Here is a 15,886-nt window from a genome sequence, read left to right as displayed (position 1 = left end):
CAGGCCAAACCCTGATGCTCGGGCTCAATTCGCGCAATTAAAAGACGCGAGATCTTATTCCGTGAGGTTCGCCGGCATTGGCCAGCGAGCCAACCAGTCCAGGTATATGGCGCACAATGACTTCTAAAAACAATCCCGCCACTGCGGTAGCCGATCTGACTTTGAGCCCCGCCGCCAACAGCCCGTCATCGTCAAAGCCATTGGTCCCGTCGCGCCCGCTGTCGACTCAGCAATACCTGTACTTCACCGAAACCAACACCGACCGCATCCTCGACAACCTCGACGGCCTGCGTGATCTGGTGTTCCCGCGCCCGCCGCACCTGGAAGGCGACAACGAACAGCACAACGATCAGGAATTCCCCTCGGTGTGTCTGATCGGCCTCGGTCGCTGCGGCTCCAACATCGCGCTCGATGTCGCGGAGTTGGTGTACAACGCGCGCAAGTTCTACCTCAACGAATTCAACAACGAAGACCGTGTGGCAGATCGCCGACTGGCCGACAAGGGTTACAGCCCGGCGCAGTGGATCAAGAACAACCTGCGCATCGGCCCGAACAAATCGACCAAACCGGTGTTCCTGGTCGAACCGCTGGTGATGCTCGGCGACCTCGACAAGGACATCGCCGGGCGCATCCGTTTCTCGCGCAAGGGCGAGAAAAGCGGCTTCCTGCGCGACTACAGCAAAATGAAGATCATGGACTTGTCCGAAGTCCACGCCGGTGGCGCCGGTAACGCGCCGATCCTCGGCCAGTACCTGGCGAAAATCATCCTCAACAAGGACACCCAGCGTTTCTCCAGCCCTGACTGGAAAATGATCCACTCGTACCTGATCGACAGCTGCGGCATCAAAGCCAACCAGTCGCGTCTGTATTTCTCGATCTTCAGTGCTGGCGGCGGTACCGGTTCCGGTATGGCCTCGGAGTTCGGTCTGGCCCAGCAGCACTCGTACATGAACAAGACGTTCGACACCAAGCCGATGGATGAGCATGACGGCAAGAGCGGGCATTCGTTCGTGTTCGAACCGATCTTCACCAGCGGCATCTGCGTGCTGCCGAACATCTCCGATCACCGCAGCGAAATGTCCGAGGCGCTGCACATCAACGCCGGTCGCCTGCTTTGCAAATACCTTTCGGAAGAATGGGATTTCTCCTACAACTTCGCCAATGAAGACAGCAGCGAAGCCAGCGTCATGGGCCGTATCCGCCCTTGGAACGCGATGATGCTGATCTCCAACGACATCATGCGTTACGCCGAAGAAAGCGATGACGGCAACATCCAGAACATTGATGTCAATGCCATGGAGAAGCACGCCAATCAATACATCTCGCAGCAGATATTCAACATTCTGACGGCGCAGGCAGTCACCACTGACTACGACCAGAACTACTTCCGCCGCGCCGGCATCGACATCGGCGAAACCATTCGCCTCGACGCCAATGACCTGTTCATGAGCCTCGCCGGCCCGGTGGCAATTGCCTACGCCGAATCGGTGGTGCCGGAAACCCCGCCGCCGAGCAGCGACAAATTCAAGGTGTTCGACAAAGAGCCGCAGCGCCTGAACATCGACGACCTGTTCTTCCGCTCGATCGACCTGCCGCACTTCAACAAAGTGACGCAGGCGATTGAAGGCATCAGCCTGCTGCCGATCGAGTCCAAGCGCTATCGCGCTTCGCTGGAGCAGTACAAGAATTCCGGCTACGACGCCGCCGCACTGCACGACCTGCACTTCTTCAAGAACTGCTCGTCGGTGGTCTCGATTGTCTCGTTGCCGAAAGACTACAAGCTGTCGTACATGGACCTGAACCGGTTGAAGACCCACCTCAACAGCCTGTTCCCGAATACCACGCTCAAACGTTATGCGCTGGTGATCGGTGCATCGGCCAACCTGTCGCTGACCACCCTGATCGCCAAGAGCCCGTGCCTGTCGGACGACTTCCTGACTTTGATCGTGGCGTTCATCAAGCGCTGCTTCGCGAAGAACCCGTACCGTTTCGACGAGACCCTGGACAACTCGATCCTCGATTTCATCATCAACGAAGAGTTCGACGAAGACCGTATCGACGACCTGCTCAACGAGTTCGAGAACCCGGCGAAAATCCTTGATACCAACTGGTACGCGATCAAACCGATGTACGAGAAGAAGTACCGCGAGCTGATCAATGACAAAGAGAAGTTTGTCTCGATCAACGACATTCGCCTGTCGCGCGATTGCGTGAAGAAGTCGATCAAGTACTTGCGCGAGATTTATCGTCACCGGATTGGCAAGACCAAGGTTATTTCCCTCAATAACCACACCGGCAAATCATTCACGGTCTGATCCACGACCGAGTCGCCCCCTTCGCGATCAATCTCGCTCCCACATTTGGAATGCGTTCCCCTGTGGGAGCGAGCTTGCTCGCGAAGGGGTCAGCCGATTCCCTGAAGAATTCAGCCTTTCCAATATCCAGAAACAATTAAGCAGCCGTTAGGCTGCTTACTAAACTGTTCCCGTTACGTTTACGTCACCGTGAGGCCACCGTCGCTTGTGGTGTTTCTCTACGGCAACTTGCCATCACGCTACTGCGCTACACACTTTTCGCTGATGATCAACCGCACCATCAAGGTGCAGCGTCTGAAGTGACTGCCCTTTCCTGGATCAGAATCCACGGCGAAACCACCACCGCCCACAGTTGCGGATCACGTTCAAAAAGATCCAGCGCCCGCGTTTCAGACAGCTTGGCGAGTTTGTCTTCGGCCAGCCAGGCAGCCACTTTCTCGCCTTCATCAGACGCCACGGCCTCGGCAGCGGTGATCAAATCCAGGTCTGGGTCGACCCACAATAGGGCACCCTTGGCGAAGAACGGCTCCAACTCTTTCCAGGTAATAGATGCGGTTTCACCAAGCAGCTTGGCATAGAGGGTGCTAGGTTCTTGATTCATGGGATCTGTCCGGAAAAGAAATCGACGCGAATGATAACGTCGGTGGTCCGCCAGAAAAACCCGGTTGCAAATGGCTGCACCGAACGAAAAGAGCAGGAACGCCAAGGAATGCTGCTGATTGGGATATATGCCCACGAACGCCCCGCCGCAATTCTGTCTTTTTCATTCAAAAATGCGACACCCCCAAGTTTTGCCCCTCGGCGCCCGCTTCCCAGGCTGACAACCGGCGCTCTACACTGTACCGGTACAGTTGCCGGGGGCATTTCCGGAGGGTATCGCAAAGATATCTGACCCGGTTCTGCTGCTACGGCGCCAGAACTCAAAAAAATTACAACAGTAAGAGTGGAGCACTATGACTAAGGCTACTAAGCAGATTTCCAAACTGTTTGCCGCTATGGTTCTGGCCGGGGTTGCCAGCCATTCGTTCGCAGCTGACACCATCAAAATCGGTATCGCCGGTCCTAAAACCGGTCCAGTAGCCCAATACGGCGACATGCAGTTCAGTGGCGCGAAAATGGCCATCGAGCAGATCAACGCCAAGGGCGGCGTCGACGGCAAGAAGCTCGAAGCCGTTGAATACGACGATGCCTGCGATCCGAAACAAGCCGTAGCCGTAGCGAACAAGGTCGTCAACGACGGCGTCAAGTTCGTGGTCGGTCACCTGTGCTCCAGCTCCACTCAACCTGCTTCGGACATCTACGAAGACGAAGGCGTGATCATGATCACCCCGGCTGCTACCAGCCCGGACATCACCGCCCGTGGTTACAAAATGATCTTCCGTACTATCGGTCTCGACAGCGCCCAGGGTCCTGCCGCCGGTAACTACATTGCCGATCACGTCAAACCGAAAATCGTTGGCGTGCTGCACGACAAACAGCAGTACGGTGAAGGCATCGCCACCGCGGTGAAATCGACTCTCGAGAAGAAAGGCACCAAGGTTGCCGTATTCGAAGGCGTGAATGCCGGCGACAAAGACTTCTCGGCGATCATCGCCAAACTCAAACAAGCCAACGTCGACTTCGTTTACTACGGCGGCTACCACCCTGAGCTGGGTCTGATCCTGCGTCAAGCCCAGGAAAAAGGCCTGAAAGCCAAGTTCATGGGTCCGGAAGGCGTGGGTAACGATTCGATCACCCAGATCGCCAAAGACGCGGCCGAAGGCCTGCTGGTGACCCTGCCGAAATCCTTCGACCAGGATCCAGCCAACATTGCTCTGGCTGATGCTTTCAAGGCGAAGAAAGAAGATCCGAGCGGCCCGTTCGTGTTCCCTTCCTACTCGGCGGTTGAAGTGATTGCCGAAGGCATCAAGGCAGCCAAGTCCGAAGACGCGACCAAAGTGGCTGAAGCCATTCATGCCGGTACCTTCAAGACGCCTACTGGCGACCTGAGCTTCGACGCCAAGGGCGACTTGAAAGACTTCAAATTCGTGGTCTACGAGTGGCACAACGGCAAGCCGAAAACCGAAGTGTCACCTCAGTAAGGCGCTGCCTGACTGACTGCCAATAAAGCCCACGGCGTGCCGTGGGCTTTGTTTTACGAATGTATTGGGCCGCGCTGGCGTGATCCGCCAGTCTCCCCACCTGAAAATCTCAAAACCGTCATCAGCGGTTCGCTGGCAAAACCCGGATTCGAAGTGGATAAAGATCCACGGGGCCGGGCGGGAAAATGACTCCACCAGTGAAATGCGTATCAGGTTTTTAGGAGCGCTGTAATGCCTGACATCTATCACTTCTTCCAACAGCTGGTTAACGGCCTGAACGTTGGCAGCATGTATGCCTTGATCGCCATCGGCTACACGATGGTCTACGGCATCATTGGAATGATCAACTTCGCCCACGGCGAGGTGTACATGATTGGCTCCTACGTGGCGTTCATCGCCATCGCCGGTTTGACCATGATGGGACTCGACAGTGTCCCGCTGTTGATGACTGCGGCGTTTATCGCCAGCATCGTCGTCACCAGTTCCTACGGTTACAGCATCGAACGGATCGCCTACCGCCCCCTGCGCGGCAGCAACCGTCTGATCCCGCTGATTTCCGCGATCGGTATGTCGATCTTCCTGCAGAACACGGTTCTGCTGGCGCAAGACTCCAAGGACAAAGCTATCCCCAACCTGATTCCGGGCAACATTGCCTTCGGCCCAGGTGGCGCACAAGAAGTGCTGATTTCCTACATGCAGATCGTGGTGTTCGTGGTGACCCTGATCGCCATGCTCGGCCTGACGCTGTTCATCTCCCGCTCTCGCCTGGGTCGCGCCTGCCGCGCCTGCGCCGAAGACATCAAGATGGCCAACCTGCTCGGCATCAACACCAACAACATCATCGCCCTGACCTTCGTCATTGGTGCCGCGCTGGCAGCCGTTGCGGCTGTGCTGTTGAGCATGCAATACGGGGTGATCAACCCGAACGCCGGTTTCCTCGTCGGCCTCAAAGCCTTCACCGCAGCAGTACTCGGCGGCATCGGCAGCATCCCCGGCGCCATGCTCGGCGGGTTGGTGCTTGGGGTGGCGGAAGCCTTTGGTGCCGATATCTTCGGCGACCAGTACAAGGACGTCGTGGCATTCGGCTTGTTGGTTCTGGTGCTGTTGTTCCGTCCGACCGGCATTCTGGGCCGTCCGGAGGTTGAGAAAGTATGACTAGGAATCTTAAACAGGCACTGTTCAGTGCCTTGCTGGTGTGGGCCGTGGCCTACCCGGTACTCGGTTTGAAACTGACCATCGTCGGCATCAACCTGGAAGTGCACAACACCAGCCCGACCGTGCTGGCGACCATCGCCATCTGCTCGGTGCTGATGTTCCTGCGCGTGCTGTTCAACCAGCAGATCAGCAAGGCCTGGCGTGCGTCGCCGGGGCTGCCGCTGATTCCGGCCAAGGCGAGCAACTTCCTCACTCTGCCAACCACCCAGCGCTATTTCATCATTGCGCTGATTCTGGTGGCGCTGGTGTGGCCGTTCTTCGGCTCCCGTGGTGCGGTGGACATCGCCACGCTGATCCTGATCTACGTGATGCTCGGCCTCGGTCTGAACATCGTCGTTGGTCTGGCCGGTCTGCTCGATCTCGGTTACGTCGGCTTCTACGCCGTCGGCGCCTACAGCTACGCGCTGCTGTCGCACTACTACGGTCTGAGCTTCTGGATCTGCCTGCCGATTGCCGGTCTGATGGCGGCGACGTTCGGTTTCCTGCTGGGCTTCCCGGTGTTGCGTTTGCGCGGTGACTATCTGGCGATCGTGACCCTCGGCTTCGGCGAGATCATCCGTCTGTTCCTGCGTAACCTGACCGACATCACTGGCGGTCCGAACGGCATCAGCAACATCGAGAAGCCGACGTTCTTCGGTCTGACCTTCGAACGCAAGGCTGCGGAAGGCATGCAAACCTTCCACGAGTATTTCGGCCTGCAATACAACTCGATCAACAAGGTAATTTTCCTCTACCTGGTTGCGCTGTTGCTGGCGCTGGCGGCACTGTTCGTCATCAACCGCCTGCTGCGCATGCCGATCGGCCGTGCCTGGGAAGCGCTGCGTGAAGACGAAATCGCTTGCCGTGCGCTGGGTCTGAATCCGACGATCATCAAGCTTTCCGCCTTCACCCTCGGCGCTGCATTCGCCGGTTTCGCCGGTAGCTTCTTCGCTGCGCGTCAGGGTCTGGTGACGCCGGAATCGTTCACCTTCATCGAGTCGGCAATCATCCTCGCCATTGTGGTGCTGGGTGGCATGGGCTCGCAGCTGGGTGTGATCCTGGCCGCCGTGGTGATGATCCTGTTGCCGGAAATGATGCGTGAGTTCAGCGAGTACCGCATGTTGATGTTCGGTGCGCTGATGGTGTTGATGATGATCTGGCGTCCACAAGGTCTGCTGCCGATGCAACGCCCACACATGGAGTTGCGAAAATGAGCCGCGAGATCTTGAAAGTTGAGAACCTGAGCATGCGCTTCGGCGGTTTGCTTGCGGTCAACGGCGTGGCCCTGACCGTCAAAGAGAAACAGGTGGTTGCACTGATCGGGCCGAACGGCGCGGGCAAGACCACCGTGTTCAATTGCCTGACCGGCTTCTATCAGCCCAGCGGTGGCAGCATCCTGCTCGATGGCGAACCGATCCAGGGCCTGCCGGGCCACAAGATCGCCCTCAAAGGCGTGGTGCGTACCTTCCAGAACGTGCGCCTGTTCAAGGACATGACGGCGGTCGAGAACCTGCTGATCGCCCAGCACCGTCACCTCAACACCAACTTCCTGTCCGGCCTGTTCAAGACCCCGGCGTTCCGCAAAAGCGAACGCGAGGCCATGGAGTTTGCCGAATACTGGCTGGAAAAGGTCAACCTCAAAGAGTTCGCCAATCGTACTGCGGGCACCCTGGCCTACGGTCAGCAACGACGTCTGGAAATCGCTCGCTGCATGATGACCCGTCCGCGGATCCTCATGCTCGACGAACCGGCGGCCGGTCTGAACCCGAAGGAAACCGAAGACCTCAAGGCGCTGATCAGCGTGCTGCGTGAAGAGCACAACGTCACCGTGCTGTTGATCGAACACGACATGAAACTGGTCATGAGCATTTCCGACCACATCGTCGTGATCAACCAGGGCACGCCTCTGGCTGACGGCACGCCGGAACAGATCCGCGACAATCCTGAAGTGATCAAAGCCTACCTGGGGGAAGCGTAAATGCTGCAGTTCGAAAACGTTTCCACTTTCTACGGCAAGATCCAGGCCTTGCACAGCGTCAACGTCGAAGTCCGTCAGGGCGAGATCGTCACGCTGATCGGCGCCAACGGTGCCGGCAAGTCCACGCTGCTGATGACGCTCTGCGGTTCGCCGCAGGCGCACAGCGGCAGCATCCGCTACATGGGTGAGGAACTGGTCGGCCAGGACTCGTCGCAGATCATGCGCAAGAGCATCGCGGTGGTGCCGGAAGGTCGTCGGGTATTCGCCCGTCTGACCGTTGAAGAAAACCTCTCCATGGGCGGCTTCTTCACCGACAAGGGCGACTATCAGGAGCAAATGGACAAGGTCCTCGGCCTCTTCCCACGCCTGAAAGAACGCTTCAACCAGCGCGGCGGCACCATGTCCGGCGGCGAACAGCAAATGCTCGCCATCGGTCGTGCGCTGATGAGCAAGCCGAAACTGCTGCTGCTCGACGAGCCGTCGCTGGGCCTGGCACCGATCATCATCCAGCAGATCTTCGACATCATCGAAATGCTGCGCAAGGACGGTGTGACGGTGTTCCTGGTCGAGCAGAACGCCAACCAGGCGCTGAAAATCGCCGACCGCGCCTACGTACTGGAAAACGGCCGCGTGGTCATGCAAGGCACCGGTGAAGCGCTGCTGACCGACCCGAAAGTACGCGAGGCGTACCTCGGCGGTTGATGCATTTCACCCAACAAAAAACGGCCTTCGGGCCGTTTTTTTTTCATCCACCAATCCTGCATTCACCACAATTCCCCTGTGGGAGCGAGCTTGCTCGCGAAGAGGGAGTATCAGTCAGCACATTTGCTGAATGACACACCGCTTTCGCGAGCAGGCTCGCTCCCACAGGGGAGAGTTGTAGCAACCGCTTAGTACGGATTGCAGTGCTGCGCTACCGCAGTCGCCTGATCGACATACGGACGCGCCGGCTCAAGGTTCCACTCCGGCTTGTTGCGCACAGGCTTACCGTCATAGGTAGCCGCGAGGTGGCAGACCATCTGCCGCCGCAACGACCCACCATTGACGCTGTACTGCCGCCACTGCTGATCGTCTTTGTGCTTGTTGTACAACTCGGCAAACATCCGGTCGGTCTGGTCATCCTTGATCGCACGCCCGCACGCGGTCGGCACCACCGAGAGCGACCAGGTGTTCGGCCCCAGTTTCGGATCGGGGCGTTGTACCCAGGTGCTCGACTCGATGTACTTCTCACAGAACTGCGGCGCCGCTGGCGTCGCGGTCTGGATGCACGAGAAGCTGGCCTTGGCGACCGGCGTTTTCGGGAAGTCGATCTTGATGATGTTGCGGTCCTTGCCGGTCTTGGCCTTGTAGTCGCGCTGGTTGGCCATGGCATCGTTCAAGCCACGCTGGTCACTGTAGAAAAACGCCAGAATCGGCAGTTCGTCGGTTTTCGGATTGCCCAGACGCAGCTCGGTCTGGGTTTGAAACTCGCGACTGTTGATGACCTTGCGCGCGCCCATGAAGTTGCGAAAAGCATCGACCCGTTCCTTGCTGCTCATCGGATTGCGCATATTGAAGCCGCACTGCAACTGATCCTGCTGCCGGTTGTTGTTGAATTGGGTGAAGTGCGCAACCCAGGCATTCGGCGTGGCGATCGGTGGTTTCATCGCCTGGCAAACGGCTTCGGCCGGCGCAGTGTTTTTGTTGTCGCCACAACCCCGGTCATTGCGATAGTCGGTCCAGGCGTCATTGGGAAAGGCGCAGTACACGTGCACCGGCGTCTCGGGATCGCGAATCAGATCCCTTGGTGTAATCAGATAACCGTTCTGCGTGCTCATGCCGGGGTCTTCATAGCTGATGCCATCGGCGCGCATATACGAGGCGGCAAATGTTCCGAGCTCCACGGCTTTCGGGCTGGGATTCCACACATCCCATTTCTGCCCCTTCGCCGGGTCCGCCCGGTGCGTGCCCCGCACCAGCAGCCCGGAACAGTCTGACGCGGGGTCCTGCCCGCAACTGTCGACGGTCTTGTTGTACAACGTTTCGACCTTTTTCAGCGTCTCCTCGCATGATTCGGCACTGGCCCAGCTTGCCTGCACCAATAATGGCAACATCAGCAATGGAGCGATCCTGTTCAACCGTTTTTTCATGGCTTGCATCTCCTTGATTAGCCAAACACACCTTCAACGCGGGACCGGATTACAACCTGCTGCCCGAGTCTCGCTGTCCGACAGAGCCGGGCGAAACGGCTCGAGATTCCATGGCGTCTTGGCGCGGTAATTGACCAGAACGCAGCTCAATTGCTGACGCATGCTGCCGACGGATCTTTCGTTGTCGCGCCAGTTGCTGTCGGCCCCTTTGAGGGCGAACAACTGGTCGTAAAAAACTCCGAGTTGCGCGTTGGGCAAGGCACGCCCTGCCGCTGTGGGCACCACGCTCAAGCTCCACTCATCCTTGCGCGTGCCGGGGTCGTAACGCTTGATCCAATTGGCCGAGGCGATGTAGTTGGGCGCGAGCACAACGGGCGTCGGCTGTACGCCGCCGACCATCATTGGCTCGATCGCCTGATCAGCCGCCACGTAGCTGAAACGCTGCTCGGGCGGCTTGGTGAAGTCCAGTCGCAGGATCGGCACGCTGTAGCCTTGGGCGTGGAGTTTCTTCTGAAAGTTGCGTGCGCTGTTGAGGCCATTTTCCGGTTTCGGGGGCGCCTGATCTCCGCGCGTGGCGAAGTTCTGCGTGCTGTTGACGTTGTAGATAAAGGCATCGATGTACTTCATGTTTTCGCTGCCATCGTTGCTCGCCGTAGCGTTTTTCAACATGAACTCGTTGACCTGCGCGCTGAAGGCAAAGGGATCCTTGTTGGTGGTGTTCGGCCGTGATTCGTGGACCCGGATCATCGCCTTCCAGTCGCTGGGTTTTTCCGCGTTCCACGAGCATTGGCCGTACTGGATCGGCCCTTTCATCAGCCCGGTGTATTTCTGTGTCCACTGCTCGGCGGTGCTGACCCCGGCTTCGGCGCAGGTGCCGTAAGCCAGCGCGGCATTGCGGTTGTTCATGGTGCCCTGAGCCGCACGCGGCGGTTCGCGGCTGTCGAAAAAGCCGCAGCCATACCATTTACGTTCAGGCCCGGTGCCGCCATCGAAGGCGTAGATGCAGGTGAAGCCCTGCTCCTTGACTGGCAGCTTCATAGCCGCCGCATCGGTGGGCGTGCGCAGAATGAAACCGGCCGGGTGAATGAGGATGCGCGTGCTCAGATCCTTGCGGATCCACGAGTAGGAAGTCGCGCCAATCTTGATCGCGTACGGGCTGTAATCCCAAGGATTGAAGGGCCCGTCGTTGACCATGCGCAAGGTCACACCGCTGCAATAGTAGAGGCCGCGTGCAGCACCGGTGTCGGGTTCCTGGCAGGCATCCTTGAGGGTGTTGTAGTTGAGGTTGATGCGTTTGAGGGTGTCCTGCGGGTCGGAGATTGTCTGAGCGGACACCGAACCGAACCACAAAGGGAATGTGCAGGCCAGGACAAAAAATGAGATCCGGCGCGATAGCACAGGTGAAGTCGAGCGATCCTTTTTCATGAGATACCGTCCTGGTAAATCGGCCCGGGCAAAGGGGCCTTCGAGTTGACTATAGAACACGCCCGCCAGCACGCATGAAACTGTGCAGGTGCTGATGTGCGTTTTTTCTGAAAAAGATTTGGCGGGGCTGTAACGCATCGCCATGAGCTTTCTCTAGTGGGGTAAGCAAGCACAAACCGCTTGTAAAAACCCTGACCAAGACTGGAGAAACACCATGACTGCTACCACCCGCACCCTGTCCGCCACCGCCCTGGTTCTGGCCCTCGGCTCTGCCCTGAGCATGGCCGCTGTATCGACCGCCCATGCCGCAGACGCCGACATGGAAAAATGCTTCGGCGTGGCCATGAAAGGTCACAACGATTGCGCAGCAGGCGCAGGCACCACCTGTGCCGGCACAGCGAAAATGGACTACCAGGCCAACGCCTGGAAACTCGTTCCGAAAGGCACCTGCGCCACCACTGAAAGCAAAACCTCGCCGACCGGTTTCGGTCAGATGGAAGCCTTCAAAGCCAAGTCCTGATCGTTGGTCTGCCTGAGTGACGATCATGCTCACAATCAATGACCATGCCCCCTCCTGCACTCAGGCAGCCCTCACTGGGCTTGCGCCCCGTGCCGGGCTGGGGCTCAAGACCGGGCACTTTCGTGAAGTGCTCGATTCCCGACCGGACATCGGTTTCTTCGAAGTCCACGCCGAAAACTACATGGTCGACGGCGGTCCGTTTCATCATTTTCTCGGTTTGATCCGCGAACAGTATCCGCTGTCGCTACACGGTGTTGGTTTGTCCATCGGTGCTGAAGGGCCGCTGGATCAACAGCATCTCAAGCGCCTTGCCGAGCTGATCGAGCGCTATCAACCACACTCCTTTTCCGAACACCTGGCCTGGTCGAGCCATGGCCCGGTGTTTCTCAATGATCTGCTGCCGCTGGCTTATGACACGCCGACGCTGAACCGCGTCTGTGAGCATATCGACCAGGTGCAAAACAGCCTCCAGCGCCCCATGCTGCTGGAGAATCCGGCAACCTATCTGGCGTTTCAGCACTCGACCATCGACGAAGCAGACTTCATCGCAGAGGTCGTGCGCCGCAGCGGCTGTGGTCTGTTGCTGGACGTCAATAATGTCTACGTTTCCTGTGTGAACCATCAGCGTGATCCGCTGGCGTATCTCGATGCCCTGCCGCTGCACGCGGTTGGAGAAATTCATCTGGCCGGGTTTGCCGAAGACTGCGACAGCCTCGGTGACCGCTTGTTGATCGACGATCACGGCGCGCCCATCGATCAAGCCGTCTGGAGTTTGTACCGGCAAGTACTGCAGCACATCGGCCCGATAGCGACGCTGATCGAACGCGACAATCAGGTGCCTTCATTCGAGGTGTTACTGGCCGAAGCCCAGCACGCCGATGCGTTGCTGATGGGCGCCGGGAGTCAGTCATGAGTACTCAAGCAGCGTTCAGCGCTGCGCTGCTCGATGTGCGACTGCCCTGCCCCGATGGCCTCTGCAGCCCCAACGGTGCAGATCCCGCGAGCCGTTTTTCGGTGTATCGCAACAACGTACAGAGCTCATTGATCAACGCGTTGGCCGACAGCTATCCGGTGGTCGTCCAGTTGGTCGGCGAGGAGTTTTTCCGCGCGATGGCGGCCATTTTCGTCCAGCAGCAGCCGCCACAAAGTCAGTTGATGAGCGGCTATGGCGAAACGTTCGCGGATTTCATCGGCGTCTTCGAGCCGGCCTCCAGCGTGCCTTATCTGGCCGATGTCGCGCGCCTTGAGCACCTGCGCACACAGGCCTATCACGCCGCCGATGCCGAACCGGTGCGACCGGAGCAAATCACCGCAGCGCTGGCCTGCCCTCATACTTTGAGCGAACTCTGCCTGGCACTTCATCCATCGCTGCACTTGCTCGATTCGGCCTATGCCGTGGTCGCGATCTGGGCAGTGCATCAACAGAACGCAACGCTGGAAGGCATCGAGATCAATCGGCGGCAACACGCTCTGGTTTTGCGCAATGGTCTGGACGTCGAAGTGTTCGCCCTTGAGCCCGGCGCCAGCATGTTTATCCGCCACCTGATCGACGGCCAACCGCTATTGGCAGCGGCCGAAAACAGTCCTGAATTCGATCTTGGGCGCACCCTCGGCCTGCTGATCGCGCACAACGCCATCACCCACTTGCATAACAAGGAACTGCCATGAAAACGCTCATCACCCGCGCCATCGCGCTGCTGGAGAAAATTCCCCACAGCCTGATCGCCTTCATTGCACGTTTCTCGATTGCAGCGGTGTTCTGGAAGTCCGGGCAGACCAAGGTCGAAGGGCTGGCCATCGACCTGATCGATGGCACCTTTCAACCTGGCTGGCCGCGCTTGGCCGACTCGACCATTCCACTGTTCAAAAGCGAATACCACGTGCCGCTGCTGTCGCCAGAGATTGCCGCGCACATGGCCGCTTTTGCCGAGCATTTTTTCCCGCTGATGATTCTGATCGGCTTCGCCACGCGGTTTTCGGCACTGGCGCTGTTGGGCATGACGCTGACTATTCAACTGTTTGTGTATCCGGATGCGTATCCGACTCACGGCACGTGGGCAGCGGTGTTGCTGTACCTGATGACGACCGGGCCGGGCAAGTTATCGATTGATCATCTGATCGCCCGCCGTTTCGCAAAATAAACAAAATCCTTGTGGGAGCGAGCCTGCTCCCACAGGAGAATGAAGTCAGCGCTGAAGTCGATCCAGCGCTTCGCCGCTGCGCTTGAACCAGCCGATCAGATAATCCGCGAGCACCTGCGTGCGCTTCGGCAATCCGCCCTGATACGGATGCACCAGGTACATCGGCATGCGCCGGGTCTGAAAATCGCGCAGGAGCCAGCGCAATCGGCCGTCAGCCAATTCCGCCTGCAGCAAGTAGGAAGGTAACCTCGCAATCCCGGCGCCACTGAGTGCGGCTTTCTTCAGCAAGTTGTAATGGTTGCTGGCAAACGGTCCTGATACTCGCACCCGTAACAATTCATGCTGCTGGTGATACAGCCATTCCTCACGTCCGCTGTAGTGGCTGTTGAGCAAGCAGCGATGCTCGGCCAGTGCCTGTGGCGTCAGCGGTTCACCGAAACGCTCGAGATACGCCGGGCTGGCGCAGGTCATTTCCTGCCAGGCAAGTAACGGCTTGGCGACCAGTCGTTCGTCATTGGCCACTTCGCTGCGGATCGCCAGATCAAAGCCGTCCCGTGACAGATCGCGGTAACTGTTGTTCAGCTCCAGCTCGATCTGCACCTCGGGATATTGATGCGAGAACTCCAACAGCAGACCGTCAAAGAAGGTTTCCCCCAGTGAAACCGGCACCGTCATGCGTACCGGACCGGCCATGTCGTCCTTCAATCGCGCCAATGCCTGACGCGCTTTTTCGACCTGGACTACAAGCGCCTGCGCTTGCGGCAACAATGCCGCGCCCGCCGCGGTCAGGCTCAAGCGCCGGGTGGTGCGTTGCAGCAAGACGACGGAAAACTGTGCTTCGAGCTGGCTGATGCGCTTGGACAATTGCCCCTTGCTGCAGCCCAACTGCTGCGCCGCCAGGGTGAAACTGCCGGCCTCGATCAACACCGCGAACGCCGCCAGATCATCCATTTCGCTCATGGATTGTTTCCATTTGAAAACCAAAGGTTGCCTATTAGTGCGCTTATCCGCAGAAAAAACCACTCTAGACTGAAACCTCGTTCAATCACTTGAGGTACAGCTCGATGAAGATTCTGTTGATAGGCGCTGGCGGCACCATTGGTTCGGCGGTGGACAAAGAACTCTCGCAACGCCACGACGTCATTCGTATCGGTCGCAACAGCGGCGATTTCAATGTCGATATCAGTGACAGCGCATCGATCCGCAAGTTGTTCGAACAGACCGGCAAGTTCGATGCACTGGTGTGCGCGGCGGGCAACGTGACTTTCGCCCCGCTGGGTGAGATGAATGAAGGCAGCTTCTCCCTCGGCCTCAAAGACAAACTGATGGGCCAGGTCAATCTGCTGCTGATCGGTCGCGAATTCGCCAATGACGGCGCGTCATTCACCTTTACCACCGGCGTACTCAGCCACGATCCGATCCGCAGCGGCGCCTCGGCAGCGCTGGTCAACGGCGCCCTCGACAGCTTCGTCCGCGCGGCCGCCATCGAATTGCCGCGCGGCCTGCGAGTGAACTCGATCAGCCCGACCGTACTGCTCGAAGCCATGGGTAGCTACGCCCCGTATTTCCGTGGCTACAAGCCGGTTCCTGCGGCGGATGTGGCATTGGCCTACGCGAAAAGTGTTGAAGGCCTGCAAACCGGTCAGACGTTTCATGTTGGCTGAGCTGCATTTACTCGATCAAGGTCGGTAGGAGGCTTTTGGCAACATGGCGCGGCATCACGATCCTGAGCAACTCACCGAGCTCCGAATGCACTGTCGTTGTTGAAACGTGCTGGCCATTGATTGACAGGTTCAATGGCTGGCCCAGCGCTTCACGACTTGTGGTCTTGGCCCGCGCGGCCGCTTCGGGAGCAAGGGTAACGGAGAGCTGAACAAGGTCCGGATGGGCACCCTGATCATCCTTGAGCAGAATTTCCATCCTGGTGAAATCAGCCGCTGAGGAAAAATCCAGATCAGCGGCGTGGCTGGTGCCAGCGCAGACCGTTACCAATAGCAATATCGCGACCTTCCATTGCATGAAGTGCTCCTTGATCTATCCAACAAGACAAGCGCGAGACTATGCGGTGCCCCTAAACCCGACTCAATAGTGGCCAGACAAAAC

16 protein-coding genes are annotated in these 15,886 nt (G+C 58.2%); 11 read left to right on the top strand and 5 right to left on the bottom strand.

The genetic code is table 11. The features are described 5' to 3' along the window. The first annotated feature begins 116 nt into the window (after positions 1–116). The gene (locus GTU76_RS24115; RefSeq protein ID WP_016986600.1) at positions 117–2,315 is read left to right on the top strand and encodes a hypothetical protein; all 2,199 of its coding nucleotides are present in this window, start codon (positions 117–119) and stop codon (positions 2,313–2,315) included. A 280-nt stretch (positions 2,316–2,595) separates the two neighbouring features. On the opposite strand, the gene GTU76_RS24110 is transcribed toward GTU76_RS24115, so the two are convergent. Next, on the bottom strand, positions 2,596–2,916 hold the full coding sequence (locus GTU76_RS24110; protein ID WP_016986599.1) for a DUF2288 domain-containing protein: 321 nt from the start codon (positions 2,914–2,916) through the stop codon (positions 2,596–2,598). A gap of 352 nt (positions 2,917–3,268) precedes the next feature. Between GTU76_RS24110 and GTU76_RS24105 the strand changes: the two genes are divergently transcribed. From GTU76_RS24105 to GTU76_RS24085, 5 genes are all read left to right on the top strand, one after another. Continuing rightward, positions 3,269–4,396: a branched-chain amino acid ABC transporter substrate-binding protein gene (locus tag GTU76_RS24105; RefSeq protein ID WP_016986598.1), complete on the top strand. Its 1,128-nt coding sequence runs from the start codon at positions 3,269–3,271 to the stop codon at positions 4,394–4,396. A gap of 231 nt (positions 4,397–4,627) precedes the next feature. After that, entirely contained in the window at positions 4,628–5,551 is a 924-nt protein-coding gene (gene livH, locus GTU76_RS24100; RefSeq protein WP_007918526.1) for a high-affinity branched-chain amino acid ABC transporter permease LivH, read from the top strand. Further along, positions 5,548–6,804 carry a high-affinity branched-chain amino acid ABC transporter permease LivM gene (locus tag GTU76_RS24095; RefSeq protein ID WP_038358181.1) on the top strand — a complete coding sequence of 419 codons (1,257 nt, stop codon included), beginning with the start codon at positions 5,548–5,550 and terminating at the stop codon, positions 6,802–6,804. Before livH ends, GTU76_RS24095 begins: the two co-directional genes overlap by 4 nt. Then, a complete protein-coding gene (livG, locus tag GTU76_RS24090; protein ID WP_016986595.1) occupies positions 6,801–7,568 on the top strand; it encodes a high-affinity branched-chain amino acid ABC transporter ATP-binding protein LivG in 768 nt (255 codons plus the stop codon). The genes GTU76_RS24095 and livG overlap by 4 nt, the downstream gene beginning before the upstream one ends. After that, positions 7,569–8,270, top strand: coding sequence for an ABC transporter ATP-binding protein (locus tag GTU76_RS24085; protein WP_008082262.1), 702 nt, complete (start codon positions 7,569–7,571; stop codon positions 8,268–8,270). Between the two features lie 188 nt (positions 8,271–8,458). Here the strand turns inward: GTU76_RS24085 and GTU76_RS24080 are convergent, their stop codons facing one another. Next, complete coding sequence (locus GTU76_RS24080; RefSeq protein ID WP_016986593.1) at positions 8,459–9,697, bottom strand: DUF2599 domain-containing protein; 1,239 nt, start codon at positions 9,695–9,697, stop codon at positions 8,459–8,461. A gap of 33 nt (positions 9,698–9,730) precedes the next feature. Next, positions 9,731–11,032 carry a DUF2599 domain-containing protein gene (locus GTU76_RS24075; RefSeq protein WP_425503666.1) on the bottom strand — a complete coding sequence of 434 codons (1,302 nt, stop codon included), beginning with the start codon at positions 11,030–11,032 and terminating at the stop codon, positions 9,731–9,733. 304 nt (positions 11,033–11,336) lie between these two features. Here GTU76_RS24075 and GTU76_RS24070 point away from each other — a divergent pair, with 304 nt between their 5' ends. From GTU76_RS24070 to GTU76_RS24055, 4 genes are read left to right on the top strand one after another with little or no spacing between them, the layout of a single operon-like run. Then, positions 11,337–11,642, top strand: coding sequence for a BufA1 family periplasmic bufferin-type metallophore (locus tag GTU76_RS24070; protein WP_016986591.1), 306 nt, complete (start codon positions 11,337–11,339; stop codon positions 11,640–11,642). Positions 11,643–11,667: 25 nt separating this feature from the next. Next, a complete protein-coding gene (gene bufB / locus GTU76_RS24065; RefSeq protein ID WP_016986590.1) occupies positions 11,668–12,555 on the top strand; it encodes an MNIO family bufferin maturase in 888 nt (295 codons plus the stop codon). Further along, positions 12,552–13,310: an HvfC/BufC N-terminal domain-containing protein gene (locus GTU76_RS24060; RefSeq protein ID WP_175555153.1), complete on the top strand. Its 759-nt coding sequence runs from the start codon at positions 12,552–12,554 to the stop codon at positions 13,308–13,310. The genes bufB and GTU76_RS24060 overlap by 4 nt, the downstream gene beginning before the upstream one ends. After that, positions 13,307–13,783 (top strand): DoxX family protein, encoded by a 477-nt coding sequence (locus tag GTU76_RS24055; protein ID WP_016986588.1) that lies wholly within the window; start codon positions 13,307–13,309, stop codon positions 13,781–13,783. Before GTU76_RS24060 ends, GTU76_RS24055 begins: the two co-directional genes overlap by 4 nt. 45 nt (positions 13,784–13,828) lie before the next feature. Here GTU76_RS24055 and GTU76_RS24050 read toward each other — a convergent pair whose 3' ends face one another. Further along, a complete protein-coding gene (locus GTU76_RS24050) occupies positions 13,829–14,743 on the bottom strand; it encodes a LysR family transcriptional regulator (RefSeq protein ID WP_180699763.1) in 915 nt (304 codons plus the stop codon). Positions 14,744–14,847: 104 nt separating this feature from the next. Here GTU76_RS24050 and GTU76_RS24045 point away from each other — a divergent pair, with 104 nt between their 5' ends. After that, entirely contained in the window at positions 14,848–15,447 is a 600-nt protein-coding gene (locus GTU76_RS24045; protein ID WP_180699762.1) for a short chain dehydrogenase, read from the top strand. A 7-nt stretch (positions 15,448–15,454) separates the two neighbouring features. On the opposite strand, the gene GTU76_RS24040 is transcribed toward GTU76_RS24045, so the two are convergent. After that, positions 15,455–15,802 carry a hypothetical protein gene (locus GTU76_RS24040; RefSeq protein WP_038358162.1) on the bottom strand — a complete coding sequence of 116 codons (348 nt, stop codon included), beginning with the start codon at positions 15,800–15,802 and terminating at the stop codon, positions 15,455–15,457. Between the last annotated feature and the right edge of the window lie 84 nt (positions 15,803–15,886).

Source organism: Pseudomonas crudilactis (genome assembly GCF_013433315.1).
Lineage (GTDB): Bacteria > Pseudomonadota > Gammaproteobacteria > Pseudomonadales > Pseudomonadaceae > Aquipseudomonas > Aquipseudomonas crudilactis.
Note: the sequence above shows the minus strand (reverse complement) of the source record. Positions and strands in the feature narration are given on the sequence as shown.